The 17,811-nt window shown below is 63.2% G+C and carries 18 protein-coding genes; 10 read left to right on the forward strand and 8 right to left on the reverse strand.

Going from position 1 to position 17,811, the window contains the following annotated elements; all coding sequences use genetic code 11:
- The first annotated feature begins 1 nt into the window (after position 1).
- Genes WFP36_RS01170 through WFP36_RS01180 form a run of 3 tightly spaced genes read left to right on the forward strand, consistent with a single transcriptional unit; the run spans position 2 to position 2,569 of the window.
- Complete coding sequence (locus WFP36_RS01170) at positions 2–1,357, forward strand: pyruvate dehydrogenase complex E1 component subunit beta (RefSeq protein WP_336977157.1); 1,356 nt, start codon at positions 2–4, stop codon at positions 1,355–1,357.
- Between the two features lie 57 nt (positions 1,358–1,414).
- Positions 1,415–2,071, forward strand: coding sequence for a hypothetical protein (locus WFP36_RS01175; RefSeq protein ID WP_336977159.1), 657 nt, complete (start codon positions 1,415–1,417; stop codon positions 2,069–2,071).
- Between the two features lie 36 nt (positions 2,072–2,107).
- Entirely contained in the window at positions 2,108–2,569 is a 462-nt protein-coding gene (locus tag WFP36_RS01180; protein WP_336977161.1) for an EF-hand domain-containing protein, read from the forward strand.
- Positions 2,570–2,623: 54 nt separating this feature from the next.
- On the opposite strand, the gene WFP36_RS01185 is transcribed toward WFP36_RS01180, so the two are convergent.
- Together WFP36_RS01185 and trmFO are read right to left on the reverse strand one after the other, a co-directional pair.
- Positions 2,624–3,376: an outer membrane protein gene (locus WFP36_RS01185; protein ID WP_336977163.1), complete on the reverse strand. Its 753-nt coding sequence runs from the start codon at positions 3,374–3,376 to the stop codon at positions 2,624–2,626.
- A gap of 156 nt (positions 3,377–3,532) precedes the next feature.
- A complete protein-coding gene (gene trmFO, locus WFP36_RS01190; protein ID WP_336977165.1) occupies positions 3,533–4,885 on the reverse strand; it encodes a methylenetetrahydrofolate--tRNA-(uracil(54)-C(5))-methyltransferase (FADH(2)-oxidizing) TrmFO in 1,353 nt (450 codons plus the stop codon).
- Between the two features lie 67 nt (positions 4,886–4,952).
- Here trmFO and WFP36_RS01195 point away from each other — a divergent pair, with 67 nt between their 5' ends.
- Both WFP36_RS01195 and WFP36_RS01200 read left to right on the forward strand, forming a co-directional pair.
- Entirely contained in the window at positions 4,953–5,633 is a 681-nt protein-coding gene (locus WFP36_RS01195; RefSeq protein ID WP_336977166.1) for a lysoplasmalogenase, read from the forward strand.
- Between the two features lie 31 nt (positions 5,634–5,664).
- On the forward strand, positions 5,665–6,054 hold the full coding sequence (locus tag WFP36_RS01200) for a VOC family protein (protein WP_336977168.1): 390 nt from the start codon (positions 5,665–5,667) through the stop codon (positions 6,052–6,054).
- 6 nt (positions 6,055–6,060) lie between these two features.
- Here WFP36_RS01200 and gyrA read toward each other — a convergent pair whose 3' ends face one another.
- Positions 6,061–8,739, reverse strand: coding sequence for a DNA gyrase subunit A (gene gyrA, locus WFP36_RS01205; RefSeq protein WP_419716615.1), 2,679 nt, complete (start codon positions 8,737–8,739; stop codon positions 6,061–6,063).
- 388 nt (positions 8,740–9,127) lie between these two features.
- On the opposite strand from gyrA, the gene WFP36_RS01210 reads away from it, so the two are divergent.
- Positions 9,128–10,528 (forward strand): hypothetical protein, encoded by a 1,401-nt coding sequence (locus WFP36_RS01210; protein WP_336977172.1) that lies wholly within the window; start codon positions 9,128–9,130, stop codon positions 10,526–10,528.
- A 69-nt stretch (positions 10,529–10,597) separates the two neighbouring features.
- Here WFP36_RS01210 and WFP36_RS01215 read toward each other — a convergent pair whose 3' ends face one another.
- A complete protein-coding gene (locus tag WFP36_RS01215) occupies positions 10,598–11,305 on the reverse strand; it encodes an NYN domain-containing protein (protein WP_336977174.1) in 708 nt (235 codons plus the stop codon).
- Between the two features lie 36 nt (positions 11,306–11,341).
- Positions 11,342–11,995 (reverse strand): carbonic anhydrase, encoded by a 654-nt coding sequence (locus WFP36_RS01220; RefSeq protein WP_336977176.1) that lies wholly within the window; start codon positions 11,993–11,995, stop codon positions 11,342–11,344.
- A 57-nt stretch (positions 11,996–12,052) separates the two neighbouring features.
- On the opposite strand from WFP36_RS01220, the gene lipA reads away from it, so the two are divergent.
- Positions 12,053–12,988, forward strand: a complete 936-nt coding sequence (gene lipA / locus WFP36_RS01225; RefSeq protein ID WP_419716606.1) for a lipoyl synthase — start codon at positions 12,053–12,055, stop codon at positions 12,986–12,988.
- The gene (locus WFP36_RS01230) at positions 12,988–13,449 is read left to right on the forward strand and encodes a type II toxin-antitoxin system RatA family toxin (RefSeq protein WP_336977180.1); all 462 of its coding nucleotides are present in this window, start codon (positions 12,988–12,990) and stop codon (positions 13,447–13,449) included. The genes lipA and WFP36_RS01230 overlap by 1 nt, the downstream gene beginning before the upstream one ends.
- Here WFP36_RS01230 and WFP36_RS01235 read toward each other — a convergent pair.
- The 3 genes from WFP36_RS01235 to WFP36_RS01245 are packed head-to-tail and all read right to left on the reverse strand — an operon-like array spanning position 13,410 to position 15,644.
- The gene (locus tag WFP36_RS01235; protein ID WP_336977181.1) at positions 13,410–13,907 is read right to left on the reverse strand and encodes a CinA family protein; all 498 of its coding nucleotides are present in this window, start codon (positions 13,905–13,907) and stop codon (positions 13,410–13,412) included. The genes WFP36_RS01230 and WFP36_RS01235 overlap by 40 nt on opposite strands.
- Before the next feature lie 2 nt (positions 13,908–13,909).
- The gene (locus WFP36_RS01240; RefSeq protein WP_336977183.1) at positions 13,910–14,479 is read right to left on the reverse strand and encodes a hypothetical protein; all 570 of its coding nucleotides are present in this window, start codon (positions 14,477–14,479) and stop codon (positions 13,910–13,912) included.
- Between the two features lie 10 nt (positions 14,480–14,489).
- Positions 14,490–15,644: a bifunctional 2-C-methyl-D-erythritol 4-phosphate cytidylyltransferase/2-C-methyl-D-erythritol 2,4-cyclodiphosphate synthase gene (locus WFP36_RS01245; RefSeq protein WP_336977185.1), complete on the reverse strand. Its 1,155-nt coding sequence runs from the start codon at positions 15,642–15,644 to the stop codon at positions 14,490–14,492.
- Between the two features lie 79 nt (positions 15,645–15,723).
- Here WFP36_RS01245 and dusB point away from each other — a divergent pair, with 79 nt between their 5' ends.
- Both dusB and WFP36_RS01255 read left to right on the forward strand, forming a co-directional pair.
- Positions 15,724–16,752 carry a tRNA dihydrouridine synthase DusB gene (dusB, locus tag WFP36_RS01250; protein WP_336977187.1) on the forward strand — a complete coding sequence of 343 codons (1,029 nt, stop codon included), beginning with the start codon at positions 15,724–15,726 and terminating at the stop codon, positions 16,750–16,752.
- Positions 16,749–17,798: a two-component system sensor histidine kinase NtrB gene (locus tag WFP36_RS01255; protein ID WP_336977188.1), complete on the forward strand. Its 1,050-nt coding sequence runs from the start codon at positions 16,749–16,751 to the stop codon at positions 17,796–17,798. Before dusB ends, WFP36_RS01255 begins: the two co-directional genes overlap by 4 nt.
- Positions 17,799–17,811 lie beyond the last annotated feature (13 nt).

Consider the following 17,811-nt stretch of genomic DNA (forward strand, 5'->3'; position numbering starts at 1 on the left):
GATGGCGATCGAACTGAAGATGCCCGCCCTTTCCCCCACCATGGAGGAAGGCACGCTGGCCAAGTGGCTGGTGAAGGAAGGCGACGAAGTGCGCGCCGGCGACATTCTGGCCGAAATCGAAACCGACAAAGCGACGATGGAATTCGAAGCCGTGGACGAAGGTACCGTCGGCTCGATCCTGGTTCCGGAAGGGACCGAGAACGTGAAGGTCGGCACCGTGATCGCGCTGATTGCGGGCGAGGGGGAGGAAGTTTCTGCTTCCCCGGCTCCTGTTGCCGCTGCTGCGGAAGCGCCGGCTGAGCCGTCCGTCGCCAAGGCCGAGAAGCCCGTCTCCGCGCCGCGCGCAGGCGATCCGGAAATCCCGGCCGGGACCAACATGATCTCCGTCACTGTGCGTGAGGCCCTGCGCGATGCCATGGCCGAGGAAATGCGCCGTGACGACCGCGTTTTCGTGATGGGCGAGGAAGTCGCCGAATATCAGGGCGCCTACAAGGTCACGCAGGGCCTGCTCGAGGAATTCGGGCCGAAGCGCGTGATCGACACCCCGATCACCGAATATGGCTTTGCCGGTATCGGCACCGGTGCGGCGATGGGCGGCCTGCGTCCGGTCGTGGAATTCATGACCTTCAACTTCGCGATGCAGGCGATTGACCACATCATCAATTCCGCCGCGAAGACCAATTACATGTCCGGTGGCCAGATGCGCTGCCCGGTCGTGTTCCGTGGCCCGAACGGCGCGGCGAGCCGCGTCGGGGCACAGCACAGCCAGAACTACGCCCCGTGGTATGCCGCCGTGCCGGGCCTGATCGTGATCGCGCCCTATGATTCCTCGGACGCGAAGGGCTTGCTCAAGGCCGCCATCCGCTGCGACGATCCGGTGGTGTTCCTCGAAAACGAGCTGCTCTACGGCCGCAGCTATGAACTGGCCCAGCTCGACGATCACGTCCTGCCCATCGGCAAGGCGCGGATCATGCGCGAGGGCAAGGACGTGACCATCGTGTCCTATTCCATCGGCGTCGGCTTGGCGCTGGACGCGGCGGACAAGCTGGCCGAAGAAGGCATCGATGCCGAAGTGATCGACCTGCGCACCCTGCGTCCCTTGGACAAGGAAACGGTGCTGGCGAGCCTCGCCAAGACCAACCGCCTTGTCGTGGCGGAAGAAGGCTGGCCGCAATGCTCGATCGCCTCGGAAATCCAGGCGATCTGCATGGAAGACGGTTTCGACCATCTCGATGCGCCCGTCCTGCGCGTATGCGACGAGGACGTGCCGCTGCCTTATGCCGCCAATCTGGAAAAGATGGCGCTGATCGATGCCCCGCGCATCGTCGAGGCAGTGAAGAAGGTCTGTTACCGCTAAGCGATTGATGCCCGCTGTGGCTTGCCACGGCGGGCGCTTTGCGCGATCCGCTCTCGCATGTCGCAAAGCCTGATCGAAACGCTGCCCGCGCCCCAGAGGCTGGCTCTGGCCTATGCGCCCGCTCGCGCAAAGCCGCGGACGCTGGTGCTGTTCGCACTGGAGGCGAGGCTGGCACAGGCCGTGCGGCAGGCCAGCGAGCCGATCATGGCCCAGATGCGCCTCGCGTGGTGGCGCGATCAACTGGCACTTCCCGTGGTGAAGCGCGAAAATTCCGACGCACTGGCTGCTTCTCTGACACTGTTCGAAGGCGAGGAAATTGCGCTTCAGGCGCTCGTCGATGGCTGGGAAGTGCTGCTTTCCGAATGGATGGACCTTGCCGCAGTCGAACGGATCGCGGCGGGTAGGGCTGCCGGTTTTGCCGCGCTGGCCCGCCTCTCCGGCGCTGACCACGCGGTAGACGATGCCCTGCGTGCCGGGCGCCGTTTCGCCCTTGCCGATCTGGCGACCAAGTTCAGCAATTCCGGGGAGCGGGCCCAGGTTCTCGCCCTGGCAGGTGCGGAGCGAGGGCAGGGCATTGCCTTGCCCAGAGCGTTACGCAGCCTTGCCGTGCTGGACGGCTTGGCGAGGCGAAGCATCGCCAAGGGCGGGGCACCGCTTCTCGATGGCCCGGCCAGTGCGCTTGCCGCAATCCGCTTGGGCCTTGTCGGTCGATAGCATAGTGTCGGGGCCAGGGTCGCAGGGGGAACGGGCATGAACCGCATCGTGCTGGGAGCAGTGGGGGCACTGGCGTTGGTCGCCGTGGGGCTGTTCTGGTGGCAGGGACGGGCCGAGGTCGAAAAAGGCGCGCCGCCGCCTTCGCCCGAAAAGCTCGCCGCAGACCCCATGGTTCTGCCGTCAGCCGACATCAGCGGAATGCGCGGCCCCGCTCCGCCCGAAGCAAGCGAACTGACCAAGGAACAGCAGCGCTTCTTCCGTTACGATCGCAATCGCGACCAGCGCATCAGCCGCGCGGAAATGCTCTCCACCCGCACGGACGGCTTTCGCAAGCTCGACAGGGACGGCAACAATCTCCTCACTTTCGAGGAATGGGCCGTGACCACGGTCGACCGGTTCGAAGGGGCTGACAGGGATGGCGACGGGCAACTGACCGCGCGCGAATTCGCCGTTACCGCGCCCAAGCCGGCAGCGAAGAAACCGGCCTGCAAATGCTAGACCGCCCGTGAAAGGGCGACGCCTGTTCCGTCACAGAACAGGCGCGCCTTTCGCTCAGAAGTGGTAATTCACACCCAGGCTGACCGTGTGCATGCGCAAATCCTGCGTCACGGTTTCGCTGTAGAGAGCGCCGGGAGGGGCAAAGCTGCTGCCCTGCAGATATTCGGTCTCGTAAACGCTATCGCCCAGATCGGCGTAATTATATTCCAGGCGTACCGATATGTGCGGCGTGAACTTGTGTTCGATACCGCCGCCGATCACATAGCCATCCAGCCATTCCGAGGAACTGCCGGCCTTTGCGTAATTGCCGTTCGAATGGACGGAGGCGCCCAGATCGGCCTTCGCAGTCGCCCAGCCACCGGTCGCGTAGATCAGGGTGGAGCCGGTGACGAAACCGAGCTTGCCCTTCAGCGCAAACAGGTTCTGCACATCGACGCTGTTGGCGACATTGTAGTTCAGGGATGGGCTGTAGGTCACGGTGCGGAAATAGGTCTCGTCCCCTTCCACGAACTGGAAGGAAGCCTCGGCCCCGATCACCACATTGCCGCCAAGCTGCGCATTATAGCCAAGCTGGCCGCCATAGACGAAGCCGTCGACGCTCTGATCGGTGGACCAGCCATTCGTGACGGTATCCCGCAGGTCCTGAGATTCGCTATCCCAATCGTCCGAAAGGGCGATGTCGGATTGCGACTTTTCGGCGCCATAGCCGGCGCTCACGCCGATATAGGGGCCGTTGAAGTTCGCCGTTTCGGCGAAGGCAGGTGTGCTTGCGGCGCAGCACAGCGCGCCGATGAGGAGAAGTCTCACGGGTTGGGTTCCTTGTCAGTTTGCGCCAGTGCGCAAAGCCTGCCTCGCGAAATTGCGTGCAGTCATGTTGTGCGGCGACCCAACGCGCCGCCCGTTAATACCCGCTCATTCGACGCGATTGTAGAAACGCGACGAACAAGGTGGCCTGTGCCCAGATCACGCCGGGGTGCTGAGGCTTCCTGCGATCCAGTTCCCGAAATCGACCTTGGCACGCTCGGTATAGGCTTCCTTGCGTTCCTTCTTTTTCACTTCGTGCAGAGGCGGGAAAAGGCCGAAATTGACGTTCATGGGCTGGAAGTGCTCCGCTTCCGCATCGCCGGTAATGTGAGCGAGCAATGCGCCCATTGCCGTGGTGCGGGGCGGGGCGATCCATTCGTGCCCGGCAAGCTCCTGCGCCGTCATGATCCCCGCTAGCAGGCCCACGGCGCTGCTTTCCACATAACCTTCGCAGCCGGTGATCTGCCCGGCAAAGCGGATATGTTCCGCCCCCTTCAGCCGCAACTGCCTGTCGAGGAGAATAGGCGAGTTGAGGAAGGTGTTGCGATGCAGCCCGCCCAGCCGCGCGAATTCGGCATTCTCCAGCCCCGGAATGGTGCGGAACAGCCGGACCTGCTCGGCATGCTTCAGCTTGGTCTGGAAGCCGACCATGTTCCAGAGAGTGCCCAGCTTGTTGTCCTGCCGCAGTTGCACAACGGCATAGGGCCAGCGTCCCTTCGGGAATTCGGGAGTCGCACTGCGCGGATCGTCAAGGCCAACCGGCTTCATCGGCCCGAAGCGCAGAGTCTCCACCCCGCGCTCGGCCATGACCTCGATCGGCATGCAGCCGTCGAAATAGGGTGTATCGGCTTCCCATTCCTTGAAGGCGGTCTTCTCGCCGTCGAGGAGGCCTTGATGGAAGGCGAGATACTGCTCCTTGGTCATGGGGCAGTTGATGTAATCCTTCGTTTCGCCCTTGTCCCAGCGGGACGCCATCCAGCAGATGTCCATATCGATGCTGTCGCGGTGGACGATCGGGGCGATGGCATCGAAGAAGGCGAGGCTTTCGGCGCCGGTTGCACGGCCGATGCTTTCCGCCAGGGCAGCAGCGGTCAGCGGGCCGGTGGCGACGATGGTCAACCCGGCGTCCGGCAGTGTGTCGATCCGTTCGCGATGGATCTCGACATTGGGCAGGGCGCGCAATTCTCGCTCGACCTCGGCCGAGAATAGCTCACGGTCCACTGCCATTGCAGACCCGGCGGGAACGCGCGCCACTTCACCCGCCCGCATGATAACGGAATCGAGCCTGCGCATTTCGTGATGCAGGAGGCCAACCGCATTCTTTTCGTCATCGTCCGAACGGAAGCTGTTGGAACAGACAAGTTCCGCCAGCCCATCGCCCTGATGGGCCGGCGTCATATCGCCGCTGCCCCGCATTTCGGACAGGCGAACTTTCGCTCCCCGCTTTGCGAGTTGCCAGGCCGCTTCGCTTCCCGCGAGGCCGCCGCCGATTATGTGTACGTCATGCGCCATGGCTGTGCGCCCTACCGCTTGCGCTCGGGCAAGTTCAAGGCCAAGCGTGCGGCAAGGAGCTTTCCGCATGTCCCGCCACGCGCTTTACGAGAAACGGCCCTTCCTGCTGGCGAGCATCGCTTCAGCCGCCGCCTATTTCTATCTGCGCGACGCGGAAATACCGGAAATGCTGGCTGTTGCGCTGAAGGGCGCGTCGGTTGGCCTGCTCGCGATCTATGCCTTCGTGCGCCATTCCGGCAAGGATGCGCGGCTGCTGACCTGGGTTCTGGGGCTGGGCGCGCTTGGCGATATTGGGATCGAATACGATCTGCAGATCGGTGCGCTGCTGTTCTTTGCGGCCCATATTTTCGCCATCACGCTGTATCTGCGCCACCGGCGGGAGGAAACCAGCCCCAGCCAGAAGGCGCTGGCGGCCTGTATCCTGATCCTCACTCCGGTGATTGCCTATTTCCTTCCGTCCGACCGGGCGGGGGCAGTTCAGGTGGCGCTTTATGCGCTCGCGCTTGGCGGCATGGCAGCCTGCGCCTGGATGAGCACATTCCCGCGTTATCGCGTGGGGGCAGGGGCAGTGTTGTTCGTGATTTCGGATCTGCTGATTTTTGCGGGCATGGGGCCTCTGGCCTCCAGCGATATTCCCCATGTCTTCGTCTGGCCGACCTATTATCTGGGGCAGTTCCTGATCGCGATCGGCGTGATCCAGAGCTTGCGCAAGCGCGATCCGGAACTGAAACTGGTCAGTAGCCGCTAGAGTCGCCGGATGCGGCGAAAGGGAGGTTCCCATGCTCGATCACATTGGGCTCGCCGTTACCGATATTGCCCGCGCTCGCGCCTTTTACGATCAGGCACTCAAGCCATTGGGATACAGTCTGATTTTCGAGACCGGACCGGAAGTGACGCACACTGGCGGCACCTGGCTGGGATATGGGCCGAACGGGAAGCCCGTGCTGTGGGTGGGCGACAATATCAAGCCGGGGCAGGGCTATCATGTCGCGTTCGAGGCGGAGAGCCGGGAAGTGGTCCGTGCCTTCCACGCGGCCGCGCTGGCCGCCGGCGGCACCGATAACGGCGCACCGGGGCTGCGTGCGGATTATGCCGACAATTACTACGCCGCCTTCGTGCTCGATCCCGACGGGATCAATCTGGAGGCAGTAAGCTACGCGCCGGAATAGGCCGGATTACTCCTCGGCAGGAGTATCTCCGGCCTCGGGAGCCGCTGCGGTTTCGACGGCTTCGGTTTCAGCAGCCTCTTCCTCGCCACCAGCTTCCTGCTCATCTAGGCGCACTGCGCTCACGACCTGCTCGTTTCCGGCAACGTCGAACAGGCGCACACCGGCACTGGCACGGCCGATGACGCGCAGGCTTTCCAGCCCGATGCGGATCAGCTTGGCCTGGTCGGTCACCAGCATCAGCTGATCGGCCTGAGTGGCGCTGAAGCTGGCGACGACCGGGCCGTTGCGCTTGATGTTGTCGATATTGGTGATGCCCTGGCCGCCGCGCCCGGTCCGCCGATATTCATAGGCGGAACTGAGCTTACCATAGCCATTGGCGCAGACCGTGAGGATGAACTGCTCGCGTTCGGTCAGTTCGGCAAAGCGTTCCGCCGTCATCGACGGCTCGCCTTCCTTCTCCGCTTTCCACGGGGCGTAGCGCAGATATTCCTCGCGCTCTTCTGCCGAAGTGCCGACGCGGTGGAGGATCGAGAGCGAAACGACCTCGTCCTCACCCTTCAGTGTCATGCCGCGCACGCCGGTGGAGGTGCGGCTCGTGAACTCACGCACTTCGTCGGCGGCAAAGCGGATCGCCTTGCCCTCGCGAGTGGCAAGCAGGACGTCGTCACCGGAATCGAGCAGGGCGACGCCGATCAGGCGGTCGTCAGACCCTTCCTCGAAACGCATCGCAAACTTGCCGTTGCTGGGCACGTTGGCGAAGGCATCCATGGAGTTGCGGCGCACATTGCCCTTGGCCGTCGCGAAGACGACGCTGAGCGAACCCCAACTTGCCTCGTCTTCCGGCAGCGGCAGCACGGTGGCGATGGTTTCGCCATCTTCCAGCGCCGGGAGCATGTTGATGATCGGTCGCCCGCGCGTGGCAGGCCCGCCTTCGGGCAGCTTCCACACCTTGAGGCGATAGACCTTGCCTGCCGTGGAGAAGAACAGCACCGGATTGTGAGTGCTGGTGACGAACATCTCGCTCACCGCGTCCTCGTCCTTGGTGGACATGCCGGCGCGGCCCTTGCCGCCGCGATTCTGCGCACGGAAGGTGGAGAGCGGGGTACGCTTGATGTAGCCATCGAGGGTCACGGTTACGACCATGTCCTCGCGTTCGATCAGGTCCTCATCCTCGATGCCGTCCCAAGCGGGGGCGATCTGGCTGAGGCGAGGGGTCGCGTAAAGCTCGCGGATCTCGACCAGTTCCTCGCGCATCACTTCGTAGAGCCGCGCACGGTCGCCGAGGATGGTGAGATATTCCTCGATCCTGATCGCCAGTTCCTTCAGCTCGTCGCCGATCTCGTCTCGGCCAAGAGCCGTTAGGCGATGCAGGCGAAGATCGAGAATGGCGCGAACCTGGGTCTCGGAAAGCTTGTAGGTGCCGCCATGCTGTTCGAGCGTCGGCTCGATGGCCTCCACCAGGCGGATATACTGAGCGATATCCCCGATAGGCCATTCGCGGGCGAGCAGGCGCTGGCGCGCTTCCGCCGGGTTCGAAGAACCTCGGATGATCGCCACGACCTCGTCCATATTGCTGACCGCAACCACGAGGCCGAGCAAGATGTGCGCCCGTTCGCGGGCCTTGTTCAATTCGAACTTGGTGCGACGGGTAATCACTTCCTCGCGGAAAGTGATGAACGCCTGAATGATGTCGCGCAGCGTCATCACTTCCGGGCGACCGTTGCGGATCGCCAGCATATTCGCCGGGAAGCTCGATTGAGCGGGCGTGTGCCGCCAAAGCTGGTTCAGCACCACGTCCGGCGTGGCATCGCGCTTGAGATCGACCACCACGCGAACGCCGTCACGGTTGGATTCGTCGCGGATGTCGGAAATGCCTTCAACCCGCTTGTCCTTCGCGGCCTCGGCGATCTTCTCCACCAGACCGGCCTTGCCGACCTGATAGGGAATGGAGGTGAGAACGATGGAGCGCCTGTCGCCCCGGCCTTCCTCGATCTGATGGCGGCAGCGCATCAGGATGGAACCGCGCCCGGTGGTGTAGGCCGCGCGCGAACCGGCGGAACCGAGGATCAGCGGCGAGGTCGGGAAATCCGGCCCCGGAATGATCTCGAACAGTTCCTCGCTGGTCATGCGGGGATTTTCGATGAACGCCAGGCAGCCGTCGATCACTTCGCCCAGATTATGCGGCGGAATGTTGGTGGCCATGCCGACCGCGATACCGCCTGCGCCATTGACCAGCATGTTGGGGAAACGGGCAGGCAGGACGGTCGGCTCGTTGCGCGACGCGTCATAGTTCGGCGTGAAGTCGACCGTGTCCTTGTCGAGATCGTCGAGCAGCGCGTTCGCCACGCGGGCAAGGCGCGATTCCGTGTAACGCATCGCGGCCGGCGGATCGGGGTCCATCGAGCCGAAATTGCCCTGACCGTCGATCAGCGGCACGCGCAGCGACCAGGGCTGCACCATGCGGGCGAGCGCGTCATAGATCGCACTGTCGCCATGCGGGTGATACTTACCCATCACGTCGCCGACGATGTTGGCCGATTTGCGATAGGGCCGCCCGGCGACATAGCCGCCTTCCTGGGCCGCATAGAGGATGCGGCGATGAACGGGCTTCAGGCCGTCGCGCACGTCAGGCAACGCGCGGCTCACGATCACGCTCATCGCGTAATCGAGATAGCTCGTCTTCATCTCGTCGACGATGTCGACGCGGGGAAATTCCTCGGCCGGCAAGCCCGGCTCAGTGATATCGGTGGTGTCGCTCAACTGCGTTCTTCGCTCGTTGTTATTGTTTTGGGCTAATGCCCCAAAGCACTAGGCCATAGCTGCCCGTTTCGCCAGCAAAAGGGGCCTCGATCCGCCTTGCAGGCCTGTTTTATCCACACATCGGAACCTGCGCGTCCGATCATGCGTTCAAACCCGGTTCACCGCGCCGGTCCTAGCAGCGGATTGCATTATGGTGAGCAACACGGCAGTAGCGCCAAGCGCCAGTGAAGCGGGGAATCTTCCCGCTATTCGTTCCCTGTCAGGAGAGAGATTGATGTTTCGTGTGTCCCATCCCGCGCGCAGCTCCAATCGTGTGAGCATCAGCAAGGGATTCGTATCCGGCATCGCATTGGCGATTGCAGCTGTTGGCGGCACCGTGGGCAGCTTCGCTGCTCCGGCCTATGCCCAGTCCGACGCGCCCCAGTATTCCAAGAAGTTCGCCAAGGCCGCACAGCCAGTTTCCGAGCAGCTGAACGCCGCCCGTAACAACCCGGCCCTCGCGGCAGACATCAATGCGCTGGTCGCGGCAAGCAAGCAGCTTGGCACCGCGAAGAGCGATGCCGATTTCAATGCTGCCGAAAGTGCCTTCCAGGCGGCAGGCCGCACGCTTCAGTCCAAGACCGCTGCCGAACGGGCCGCTCTCGAATCGCTCGCCGCACAGGCTGAAAGCGCGGACGACAAATATATGGTCGGTGAATTCCAGACCTTCCTGGGCAGCTTCACCGGCGATGTCGACCTGTCGGCCAGGGGCGTGAAGGCGAAGATCGCCAGCGGCGTTTTGAAGCCCGAAAAGATCGCCCCGAGCTGGTTCGAGGTCGGCCAGCTCTATTTCGATCACAATCGCTACAACGATGCGCAGGCCGCGTTCGAATCGGCCTATCAGGCAGGCGAGATCAACGGCGCCGTCTATGCGGCCGAGTGCTTCTTCCGCGCCAAGCGCGTTCCCGAAGGGCTGGATTACCTGCGCCGCACCATCGACGCACGCCTTTCCGGCGGTCAGGACGTGCCGCTGGCATGGGCAGGCAGCGGCCTGAACCACTCGCTCGAAATCCGCGACACGGCTCGCGTGGCAAGCTGGGCCGGGCTCTATGCCAAGCTCGGCAAGACGCCGCAGTCCTGGCAGGCCGGTATCGCCCAGCTGATGCGCAGCCATGAGTTCGATATCCAGGAAAAGCTGGACCTCTATCGCCTGATGGACCGCACCGGCTCGTTGCTGAGCACTGCCGACTATGTCGGCTATATCGACGCCGCCGATGCTCGCAGCCTGCCGAACGAAGTGCTGCCGGCAATCGAAGACGCGATGGGCCGGGGGCTGCTGGCCACTGACGCTGCTGCAGGCGTAAGTGCCTCGGTGGTCGAATTCACGAACACCGCTCTGCAAATGGCGAAGAGCCGTGCGGACAGCGAGCGTAAGGGCGTTGCAGCCATTGCCGCCGAAGCGGAGAAGGATCCCAAGGGTGAAGCTGCGCGCGATGCGGGCGAAGTCTATCAGTCGCTTGGCGACGCTGCTTCGGCGGAAAAGATGTTCCAGCTTGCCCTCACCAAGGGCGGAGTGGACAGCAATCGCGTGCTGATGCGGCTTGCCATCGCGCAGGCCGATCAGGGCAAGTTTGCCGATGCGCGCGCCAATCTCGCCAAGGTGGCCGGCAATCGTGCGCCTATCGCCACGCTGTGGCTGGCCTGGATTGACAGCAAGGCCAGCCCGACGGGCTGATTTGCCACTCCACCAAGTTTCGGAAACGGCGCGGGAAGGATGCTTCCCGCGCCGTTTTCTTATCCGGGTTCAGCGCAGGCGCCGGACGTAAAGCTGGCCGTCATCCCGGCGCTTCAGGTCGAAATTATCGATGGTGCGGAACAGTTCGGAGAGGCGCTTGAAGCCGTAATTGCGCACGTCGAAGCTCGAACGGTTGCCCGCGATCTGGCCGACTTCGTGTAGCCGCGCGAATCCTTCCTCGTCACGATTGGCCGCCTTCCAGGCATCGCCGAGGAGGTCGATCAACTGGCGGTCCACGGTGCTGCTGACCGGCTTCGCCTCATCGGCGGAGGCAGTGAGGATCAGCTGATCCACTTCGATATAGCGGGTGCACGCGGTCTTGAACGCTTCGGGTGCCTTGTCGCTGCCAAAGCCATAGACGATCAGCCCATCCTGCCGCAGCCGGGTGACGAGCGGCGTGAAATCGCTGTCCGAACTCATGATGCCGAAACCATCGACCTTGCCGGCATAAAGCAGGTCCATCGCATCGATCGTCATCGCCATGTCCGTGGCGTTCTTGCCCTTGGTCAGGTCGAACTGCTGGTGGGGGCTGATGCCGTAGCGATGCGTGATGCGGTTCCAGTTGGAGAGCGCGGGCTTGGCCCAATTGCCGTAGGCACGGCGGATGTTCACCTGACCAAGCTCGGCCAGCACCGTCAGGACCGGATCGATCCCGTGATGGCTGGCATTGTCCGCATCGATCAGCAGGGCGATATTCTTGAGCAGGGCTTCAGGCATGACACGTTTGTCGCAGCCTGAAGGGGCCTGCGCAAGTTAGATGGCAGGATGGAACTCGCCGGTTTCCTCGTCCAGCAGATGCAACACGCCATCTGAAATCGCGAAGAAGCCGCCGCGTAGCACCAGTTCGCCCTTGGCTTCCTTGTGTTTCACGCAAGGGAAGGTGCGCAGATTGGCCAGGCTGACCTTCACGCCGGCCTGCTCCATCGCTCGTTCGGCCGGGCGGCCTTCGGTGCCGTATTGCTGCACGATGGGCTCGCGCACATGGTCCAGCATGGCGATCCAGTCGGCAATGAAGCCGCCCTGTCCGGGTTCGGTTCCGTGTAGTTCCTGGGTCAGCGCCGCCTTGCAGCCGCCGCACATACCATGGCCCATCACGAGAATCTCGCGCACCTTGAGCACCTGCACGGCGAACTCGAGCGCGGCAGAAACGCCGTGATGGCCGGGCGTCGTTTCGAAGGGAGGGACCATCGCGGCCACGTTGCGGACAACGAACACTTCGCCGGGATCGACATCGAACACCTGGGCGGGATCGACCCGGCTGTCCGAACAGGCGATGATCATTACCTTGGGGCTCTGCCCCTCGCGCAGCGTGGCCCAGCGCTCATGCTGGGGATGCCAACGACCTTCGCGAAAGCGGCGGTAGCCCTCAATGAGAGCGTCGAGTTCAGGAGAATCAGGCGCAGTCATGTTTTTGCCATGCCGCCTGCGCTTGCGGGTTGCAACCCTCGCGCCTAGATGGGCCGCATGAATGACCTCTCCTCCGCGCCGAAGCAGGAACGCCCCCGCAAGCCCGACTGGATCAGGGTGAAGGCCCCTGTCAGCAAGGGCTATCAGGAAACGCGCGATCTTATGCGCACCCTGGGGCTCAATACGGTGTGCGAGGAAGCGGCCTGCCCCAATATCGGCGAGTGCTGGACCAAGAAGCACGCCACGGTGATGATCCTGGGCGATGTCTGCACGCGGGCCTGCGCCTTCTGTAACGTCAAGACAGGCATGCCGCGCAAGGTCGACCCGATGGAGCCTGAGAACGTGGCCGTGGCCGCCGCGAAGATGGGGCTCGAACATATCGTCATTACCTCGGTGGACCGTGACGACCTGCCAGATGGCGGGGCAGGGCAGTTCGTGAAGGTGATCGAGGCGCTGCGCCGTACGACGCCCAATACGACGATCGAAATCCTCACCCCGGATTTCCGCGGTAAGATGCGCGAAGCCGTCGAGGCGATCTGTGCAGCCGGGCCCGACGTGTATAATCACAATCTCGAGACCGTTCCCCGGCTCTATCCCACTATCCGCCCGGGCGCGCGCTACTACGCTTCGCTGCGCCTGCTGGAGGAAGTGAAGCGCCACGATCCGCTGATCTTCACCAAGAGCGGGATCATGCTGGGGTTGGGCGAACAGCGCCTGGAAGTGCATCAGGTGATGGACGACATGCGCAGCGCCGATGTCGATTTCATCACCATGGGCCAATATCTGCAGCCGACCCCCAAGCATGCGAAAGTGGAGGAATTCGTCACTCCGCAGACCTTCGATGCTTATGGAGCAATCGCACGGGCCAAGGGCTTCCTGCAGGTGGCGGCAACCCCGCTGACCCGGTCGAGCTATCACGCCGGCGACGATTTCGCCCAGATGCGCGCCGCGCGCGAAGCAAAGCTTGCCAAGGCGAAGCCGGCAAAGGCCTGATGCCCTCTATCCGCGAAACGAAGCGACTGCCCTACAGTGCCGAACAGATGTTCGACCTGGTGGCGGATGTTGCCCGCTATGGGGAATTCCTGCCCTGGGTAGTGGGGGTAAGGGTCAAGTCCGATAGCGAGACCGAGATGGTGGCCGACCTGCTGGTGGGCTTCAAGGCGCTGCGGGAGAAGTTCACCTCGCGCGTGATGAAGGATCGGCCGAAGTCCATCGAAGTGATCTATGTCGACGGGCCGATGCGCGATCTCGACAATCGCTGGACCTTTGTTCCCACCGAGGATGGCGGCTGCGAAATCCGCTTTGCGGTGGATTTCACGTTCAAGAACCGCATCTTCGAGGCGCTGGCCGGCCAATATGTCGACCGCGCCTTTCACAAAATGGTCGCCGCCTTCGAGGCGCGCGCCAGGGACCTTTACGGCAGCAGCAGTTCCAGCGCCACCAGCGCGGCGTGACGGCGTACCCCGGCGCGGTCCTGCTCTTCGAAAATCCGCTGCTCGGCGTCCTTTTCTTCCGATCCGCGAATGGCGCGGGCGAAGACGACGGTGCCCACGGGCTTCCTTTCGGAACCGCCGTCCGGCCCGGCAATCCCGCTGATCGCCACTGCGACATCGGCATTGCTGCGCTCCAGCGCGCCCTGCGCCATGGCATAGACACAGGCGATGGAGACAGCACCGAAAGCCTCGATGATGTCGCCCTTTACGCCCAGCATCTCCTGCTTGGCTTCGTTCGAATAGGTGACGAAGCCCCGGTCGAACACGGCGGACGAGCCGGGAATCTCCGTGAGCGCGGCAGAAACCAGCCCGCCCGTGCAGCTTTCGGCCACGGCGACCTTGCGGCCGGCAATGGCATTCTCCTCGATCACGCGCGTGGCGAGATCGACGATCATCTTGGGAAGGAGCATCTCGGGCATGTTCAATCCACCTTGCACACGCGCAGATTCTCCATGCCCACCAGATTCGCCACTGCACCCAGCAGTGCCCCCGCATCGCGCGGTTCGATGGGGGACATGGCGCTCAGCACCAGTTCGATCTGGCCGCATTTTTCCGGGCGGACCTGCTCGGCGACCTTCTGCATGATCAGGGCATCGCCCAGCGGACGGGCGACATTGTCGGGCAGGCTCTGAAATATCCCGGCGGGGTCGAACGCCATGGCCTGCAACTGGCGCTTGCCCGGTTTCGCCTTGCCATTCGCCATGGTGAACAGGGCGAGGGCGGCTCGCTTGGCCTTGGGCCAGCTCTCGTCCTGCAACGCCGCATAACGCGCTGAGAGATTGCGGCTGCCCTTGGCCATGAAGCCATCCGGACTGAGCCGCCCCTCGCAGCTATTGCCGACCGCCTCGATAGTGGGCGGCACGACATAGACGAACAGCGCGGCGGCCTCTGCGCCTGTCACGCAGGGAACAGGATCGGCAGCCTGCGCAATCGAAGCCTGCGCGAGCGCACAAAAGGAAAGCGCGGTGAAAGCAGCGCGAAATCTAGTCATGGACATGCTCCTATCGGGCGTGCCTGATCATCGTGACGGCGGCTTGCGCTGCGATGCCTTCGCCTCGCCCGGTGAAACCGAGCCGTTCCGTAGTGGTTGCCTTCACGCTCACGCATCCAATGTCAACGCCTGCAATCTCTGCGAGTTTCCCGCGCATCGCGTCCCGATGGGGGCCGATCTTGGGGGCTTCGCAGATAATGGTGACGTCCAGATTGCCAAGGCGATAGCCCGCTTGTGTCGCAAGGTGCAGGGCATGAGCCAGAAAGCGGTCTGAAGAGGCCCCACACCACTGCGCGTCGCTGGGTGGGAAATGCTGGCCGATATCGCCAAGCGCCACGGCTCCGAGGATCGCGTCCACCGCTGCGTGGATCGCCACGTCGGCATCGCTATGCCCGGCAAGCCCCATCGAATGCTCGATCCTCACGCCGCACAGCCACAGCTCCTCGCCTTCGGCCAAACGATGGACATCATAGCCGGTGCCGATGCGGATCGAAGGCAGATCGTCCATGAAATCCTCCGCGAATGTCAGTTTGCGCAGCGCCTCGTCACCCTCGACCAGCGCAACAGCAAGGCCGGCAGCGCGCGCCACCTGCGCATCGTCTCCGGCATCGGTGTTGCCCGTCCACGCACGATGCGCGGCGAGAATATCGGCATAGTGAAACGCCTGAGGGGTCTGCACCCGGCGCAGGCTCGCGCGTGGGGCGCTGCCGGCCATCAGGCCGTCTTCGTCGAACGCAAGGCTGTCTACCACCGGCAAGGCAGGGATGGCCCCCGGATGCATATCCAGAGCGCCAAGAAGCCGTTCGATCACCGCGCGCGACAAATTGGGCCGGGCGGCGTCATGGATCAGCACGTATTGCGGGCGTTCGGCTTCCGCAGCCTCAAGCGCGGCGCGGACCGAATCCTGCCGCGTTTCCCCGCCGGTGACGAATTTTACTCCCGCAATGCCCGCCAGCGCGGCAGAGGCGATTTCCTCGGCGCCGTCCGGAATGGCGACCACGATCGGGGTCGCCCCGGCCGACGCCAGCGCTTCGACCGAATGGCGCAGCACCGGCTTTCCCAGCCATTGCGCGAATTGCTTCGGCAGTGGCTGGCCAGCGCGCAGACCCTTGCCTGCGGCGACGATTACCGCTGCGAATGCGGGAAGGGAGGAAGCCTGGCCCATGGGCCGCGCGGGTTAGCTGCTTGCAGGCGGCACCGCAATCCACTATGCGCTGCCCGTTTTTTAGGCACACCGGCACAGCATGACCCTTTCGACCCACATTCCGCGGCTCAAGCCGATCCAGATCGGGCCTGTCACGATCGACACGCCGGTCGTGCTCGCGCCGATGACGGGCGTGACCGACATGCCGTTCCGCACTCTCGTGCGTCGCTATGGCTCTGGCCTCAACGTCACCGAAATGATCGCCAGCCCGGCCATGATCCGCGAGACGCGCCAGTCCTTGCAGAAGGCGGCTTGGCATCCCGTGGAAGAGCCGGTTTCCATGCAGCTGGTCGGATGCACGCCTGCCGAAATGGGCGAAGCGGCCAAGCTGAACGAGGATCGCGGCGCGGCGATCATCGACATCAATATGGGCTGCCCGGTGAAGAAGGTCGTCAATGGCGATGCGGGCAGCGCACTGATGCGCGACCTGCCGCTGGCCGCGCAGCTGATCGAGGCGACGGTGAAGGCCGTTTCGGTGCCAGTGACTGTGAAGATGCGCATGGGCTGGGATCACACCAGCCTCAATGCGCCCGAACTCGCGCATATCGCGGAAGATTTGGGCGCGAAGATGATCACCGTCCATGGCCGCACCCGCAACCAGATGTACAAGGGCGAGGCCGACTGGGCCTTCGTGCGCCAGGTGAAGGAAGCAGTCTCGCTTCCCGTGATCGTCAATGGCGACATCTGCAGCGAGGAAGATGCGGCGACCGCACTCGAACAGAGCGGCGCAGATGGCGTGATGATCGGGCGCGGCGCCTATGGCAAGCCGTGGCTGCTCGGCCAGGTGATGCACTGGTTGCAGACCGGTGAGAAAGTGCCGACGCCCGGCATCGCGGAGCAATATGCCGTAATGGTCGAGCATTATAACGCCATGCTCGAGCACTATGGGCGCGAAGCCGGTGTGAAAATCGCCCGCAAGCATCTGGGCTGGTACACCAAGGGCCTGCATGGCTCCGCCGATTTCCGCAATTTCGTGAACTTCATTGACGATGCGGATCAGGTGCTGGGCGAGCTTGCCCGGTTTTACGAGCCGTTCCTCGCTGCTCCCGAAGGATTGCGCGCCGCGTGAGCGACTTTCCTCAGCCTGCGGAACAATTGGCGAGCCTTTCCAGCGCCGTCTTGTTGCTAGGGCCGGGGCTTGTCATTCAAGGAACCAATCCCGCCGCCGAGCAACTGATCGGGATCGGCGCCAAGCGCCTTGTAGGGCGCAAGTTGGATGAGATCGCCCATTTCGACGAAGCGCGTTTCTATGAATGGCTGGATCGCGGCGACTCCCAAATTTCCGCCCTCTCCGTGAAAACGCGCATCGGTAATGCCGAGCACAAGCTGGACCTGATCCTTTCCCCGGTGATCGACCATCCGGGCTGGCAAATGCTGGCGATGAACGATGTCCGCGCAACCGAAACACTGGGGGAGGGTGACGAGCCACCTCTGCGCGCGCCCGCCATTCTCGCCCACGAAATCAAGAACCCGCTTTCGGCTATTCGCGGCGCGGCGCAATTGCTGGGACGCAAGCTATCCGACGGCGACAAGGCGCTGACCCAGTTGATCGCAGACGAGGTGGACCGGATCGCCAAGCTGGTCGACCGGATGCAGTCTCTGGGGCGCGAACAGCCAGAGCCCGTCGCGCCCTGCAATTTGCACGAGGTCATTCGGCGGGCAGTGAACGTGTTCCGGGCCCAAGGGGACAATGACGTCGACATTCGCGAGGAATTCGATCCTTCCTTGCCGCAGGTACTGGGCAATGAAGATGCTCTGGTGCAGGTGTTGATCAACTTGATTTCCAATGCGCGCGATGCCTGCCGCAATGCGGAACATCCGCAGATCGTGATCCGCACCCGCTTCGTTTCGGGCCTTGTCCTCACCGCGCTGCGTCTGGGCAGGCCGGTGAAGCTGCCGATCGAAGTGCGCGTCAGCGATAATGGGCCGGGCATCGATCCTGCCCTGCGCGACCATATTTTCGAGCCCTTCGTATCATCGAAGAAGAACGGGCAGGGGCTGGGGCTCGCCCTGGTGAACAAGCTGGTGCGCGACATGGATGGCCGCATCAGCCATGAACGCGACGACACGGAAGGATGGACCCATTTCAAGGTCCACCTGCCGGTTGCACGATAAGGGAAGGTGCAGG

Source organism: Fulverythrobacter fulvus, from assembly GCF_037154085.1.
Lineage (GTDB): Bacteria > Pseudomonadota > Alphaproteobacteria > Sphingomonadales > Sphingomonadaceae > Andeanibacterium > Andeanibacterium fulvum.

Excerpts from the sequence above, each read along its gene's own strand:
- WFP36_RS01170 (WP_336977157.1), top strand. The coding sequence starts at position 2 with ATGGCGATCGAACTGAAGATGCCCGCCCTTTCCCCCACCATGGAGGAA.
- WFP36_RS01175 (WP_336977159.1), top strand. The coding sequence starts at position 1,415 with ATGTCGCAAAGCCTGATCGAAACGCTGCCCGCGCCCCAGAGGCTGGCT.
- WFP36_RS01180 (WP_336977161.1), top strand. The coding sequence starts at position 2,108 with ATGAACCGCATCGTGCTGGGAGCAGTGGGGGCACTGGCGTTGGTCGCC.
- trmFO (WP_336977165.1), bottom strand. The coding sequence starts at position 4,885 with ATGGCGCATGACGTACACATAATCGGCGGCGGCCTCGCGGGAAGCGAA.
- WFP36_RS01195 (WP_336977166.1), top strand. The coding sequence starts at position 4,953 with ATGTCCCGCCACGCGCTTTACGAGAAACGGCCCTTCCTGCTGGCGAGC.
- WFP36_RS01200 (WP_336977168.1), top strand. The coding sequence starts at position 5,665 with ATGCTCGATCACATTGGGCTCGCCGTTACCGATATTGCCCGCGCTCGC.
- gyrA (WP_419716615.1), bottom strand. The coding sequence starts at position 8,739 with ATGAAGACGAGCTATCTCGATTACGCGATGAGCGTGATCGTGAGCCGC.
- WFP36_RS01215 (WP_336977174.1), bottom strand. The coding sequence starts at position 11,305 with ATGCCTGAAGCCCTGCTCAAGAATATCGCCCTGCTGATCGATGCGGAC.
- WFP36_RS01220 (WP_336977176.1), bottom strand. The coding sequence starts at position 11,995 with ATGACTGCGCCTGATTCTCCTGAACTCGACGCTCTCATTGAGGGCTAC.
- lipA (WP_419716606.1), top strand. The coding sequence starts at position 12,053 with ATGAATGACCTCTCCTCCGCGCCGAAGCAGGAACGCCCCCGCAAGCCC.
- WFP36_RS01230 (WP_336977180.1), top strand. The coding sequence starts at position 12,988 with ATGCCCTCTATCCGCGAAACGAAGCGACTGCCCTACAGTGCCGAACAG.
- WFP36_RS01235 (WP_336977181.1), bottom strand. The coding sequence starts at position 13,907 with ATGCCCGAGATGCTCCTTCCCAAGATGATCGTCGATCTCGCCACGCGC.
- WFP36_RS01240 (WP_336977183.1), bottom strand. The coding sequence starts at position 14,479 with ATGACTAGATTTCGCGCTGCTTTCACCGCGCTTTCCTTTTGTGCGCTC.
- WFP36_RS01245 (WP_336977185.1), bottom strand. The coding sequence starts at position 15,644 with ATGGGCCAGGCTTCCTCCCTTCCCGCATTCGCAGCGGTAATCGTCGCC.
- dusB (WP_336977187.1), top strand. The coding sequence starts at position 15,724 with ATGACCCTTTCGACCCACATTCCGCGGCTCAAGCCGATCCAGATCGGG.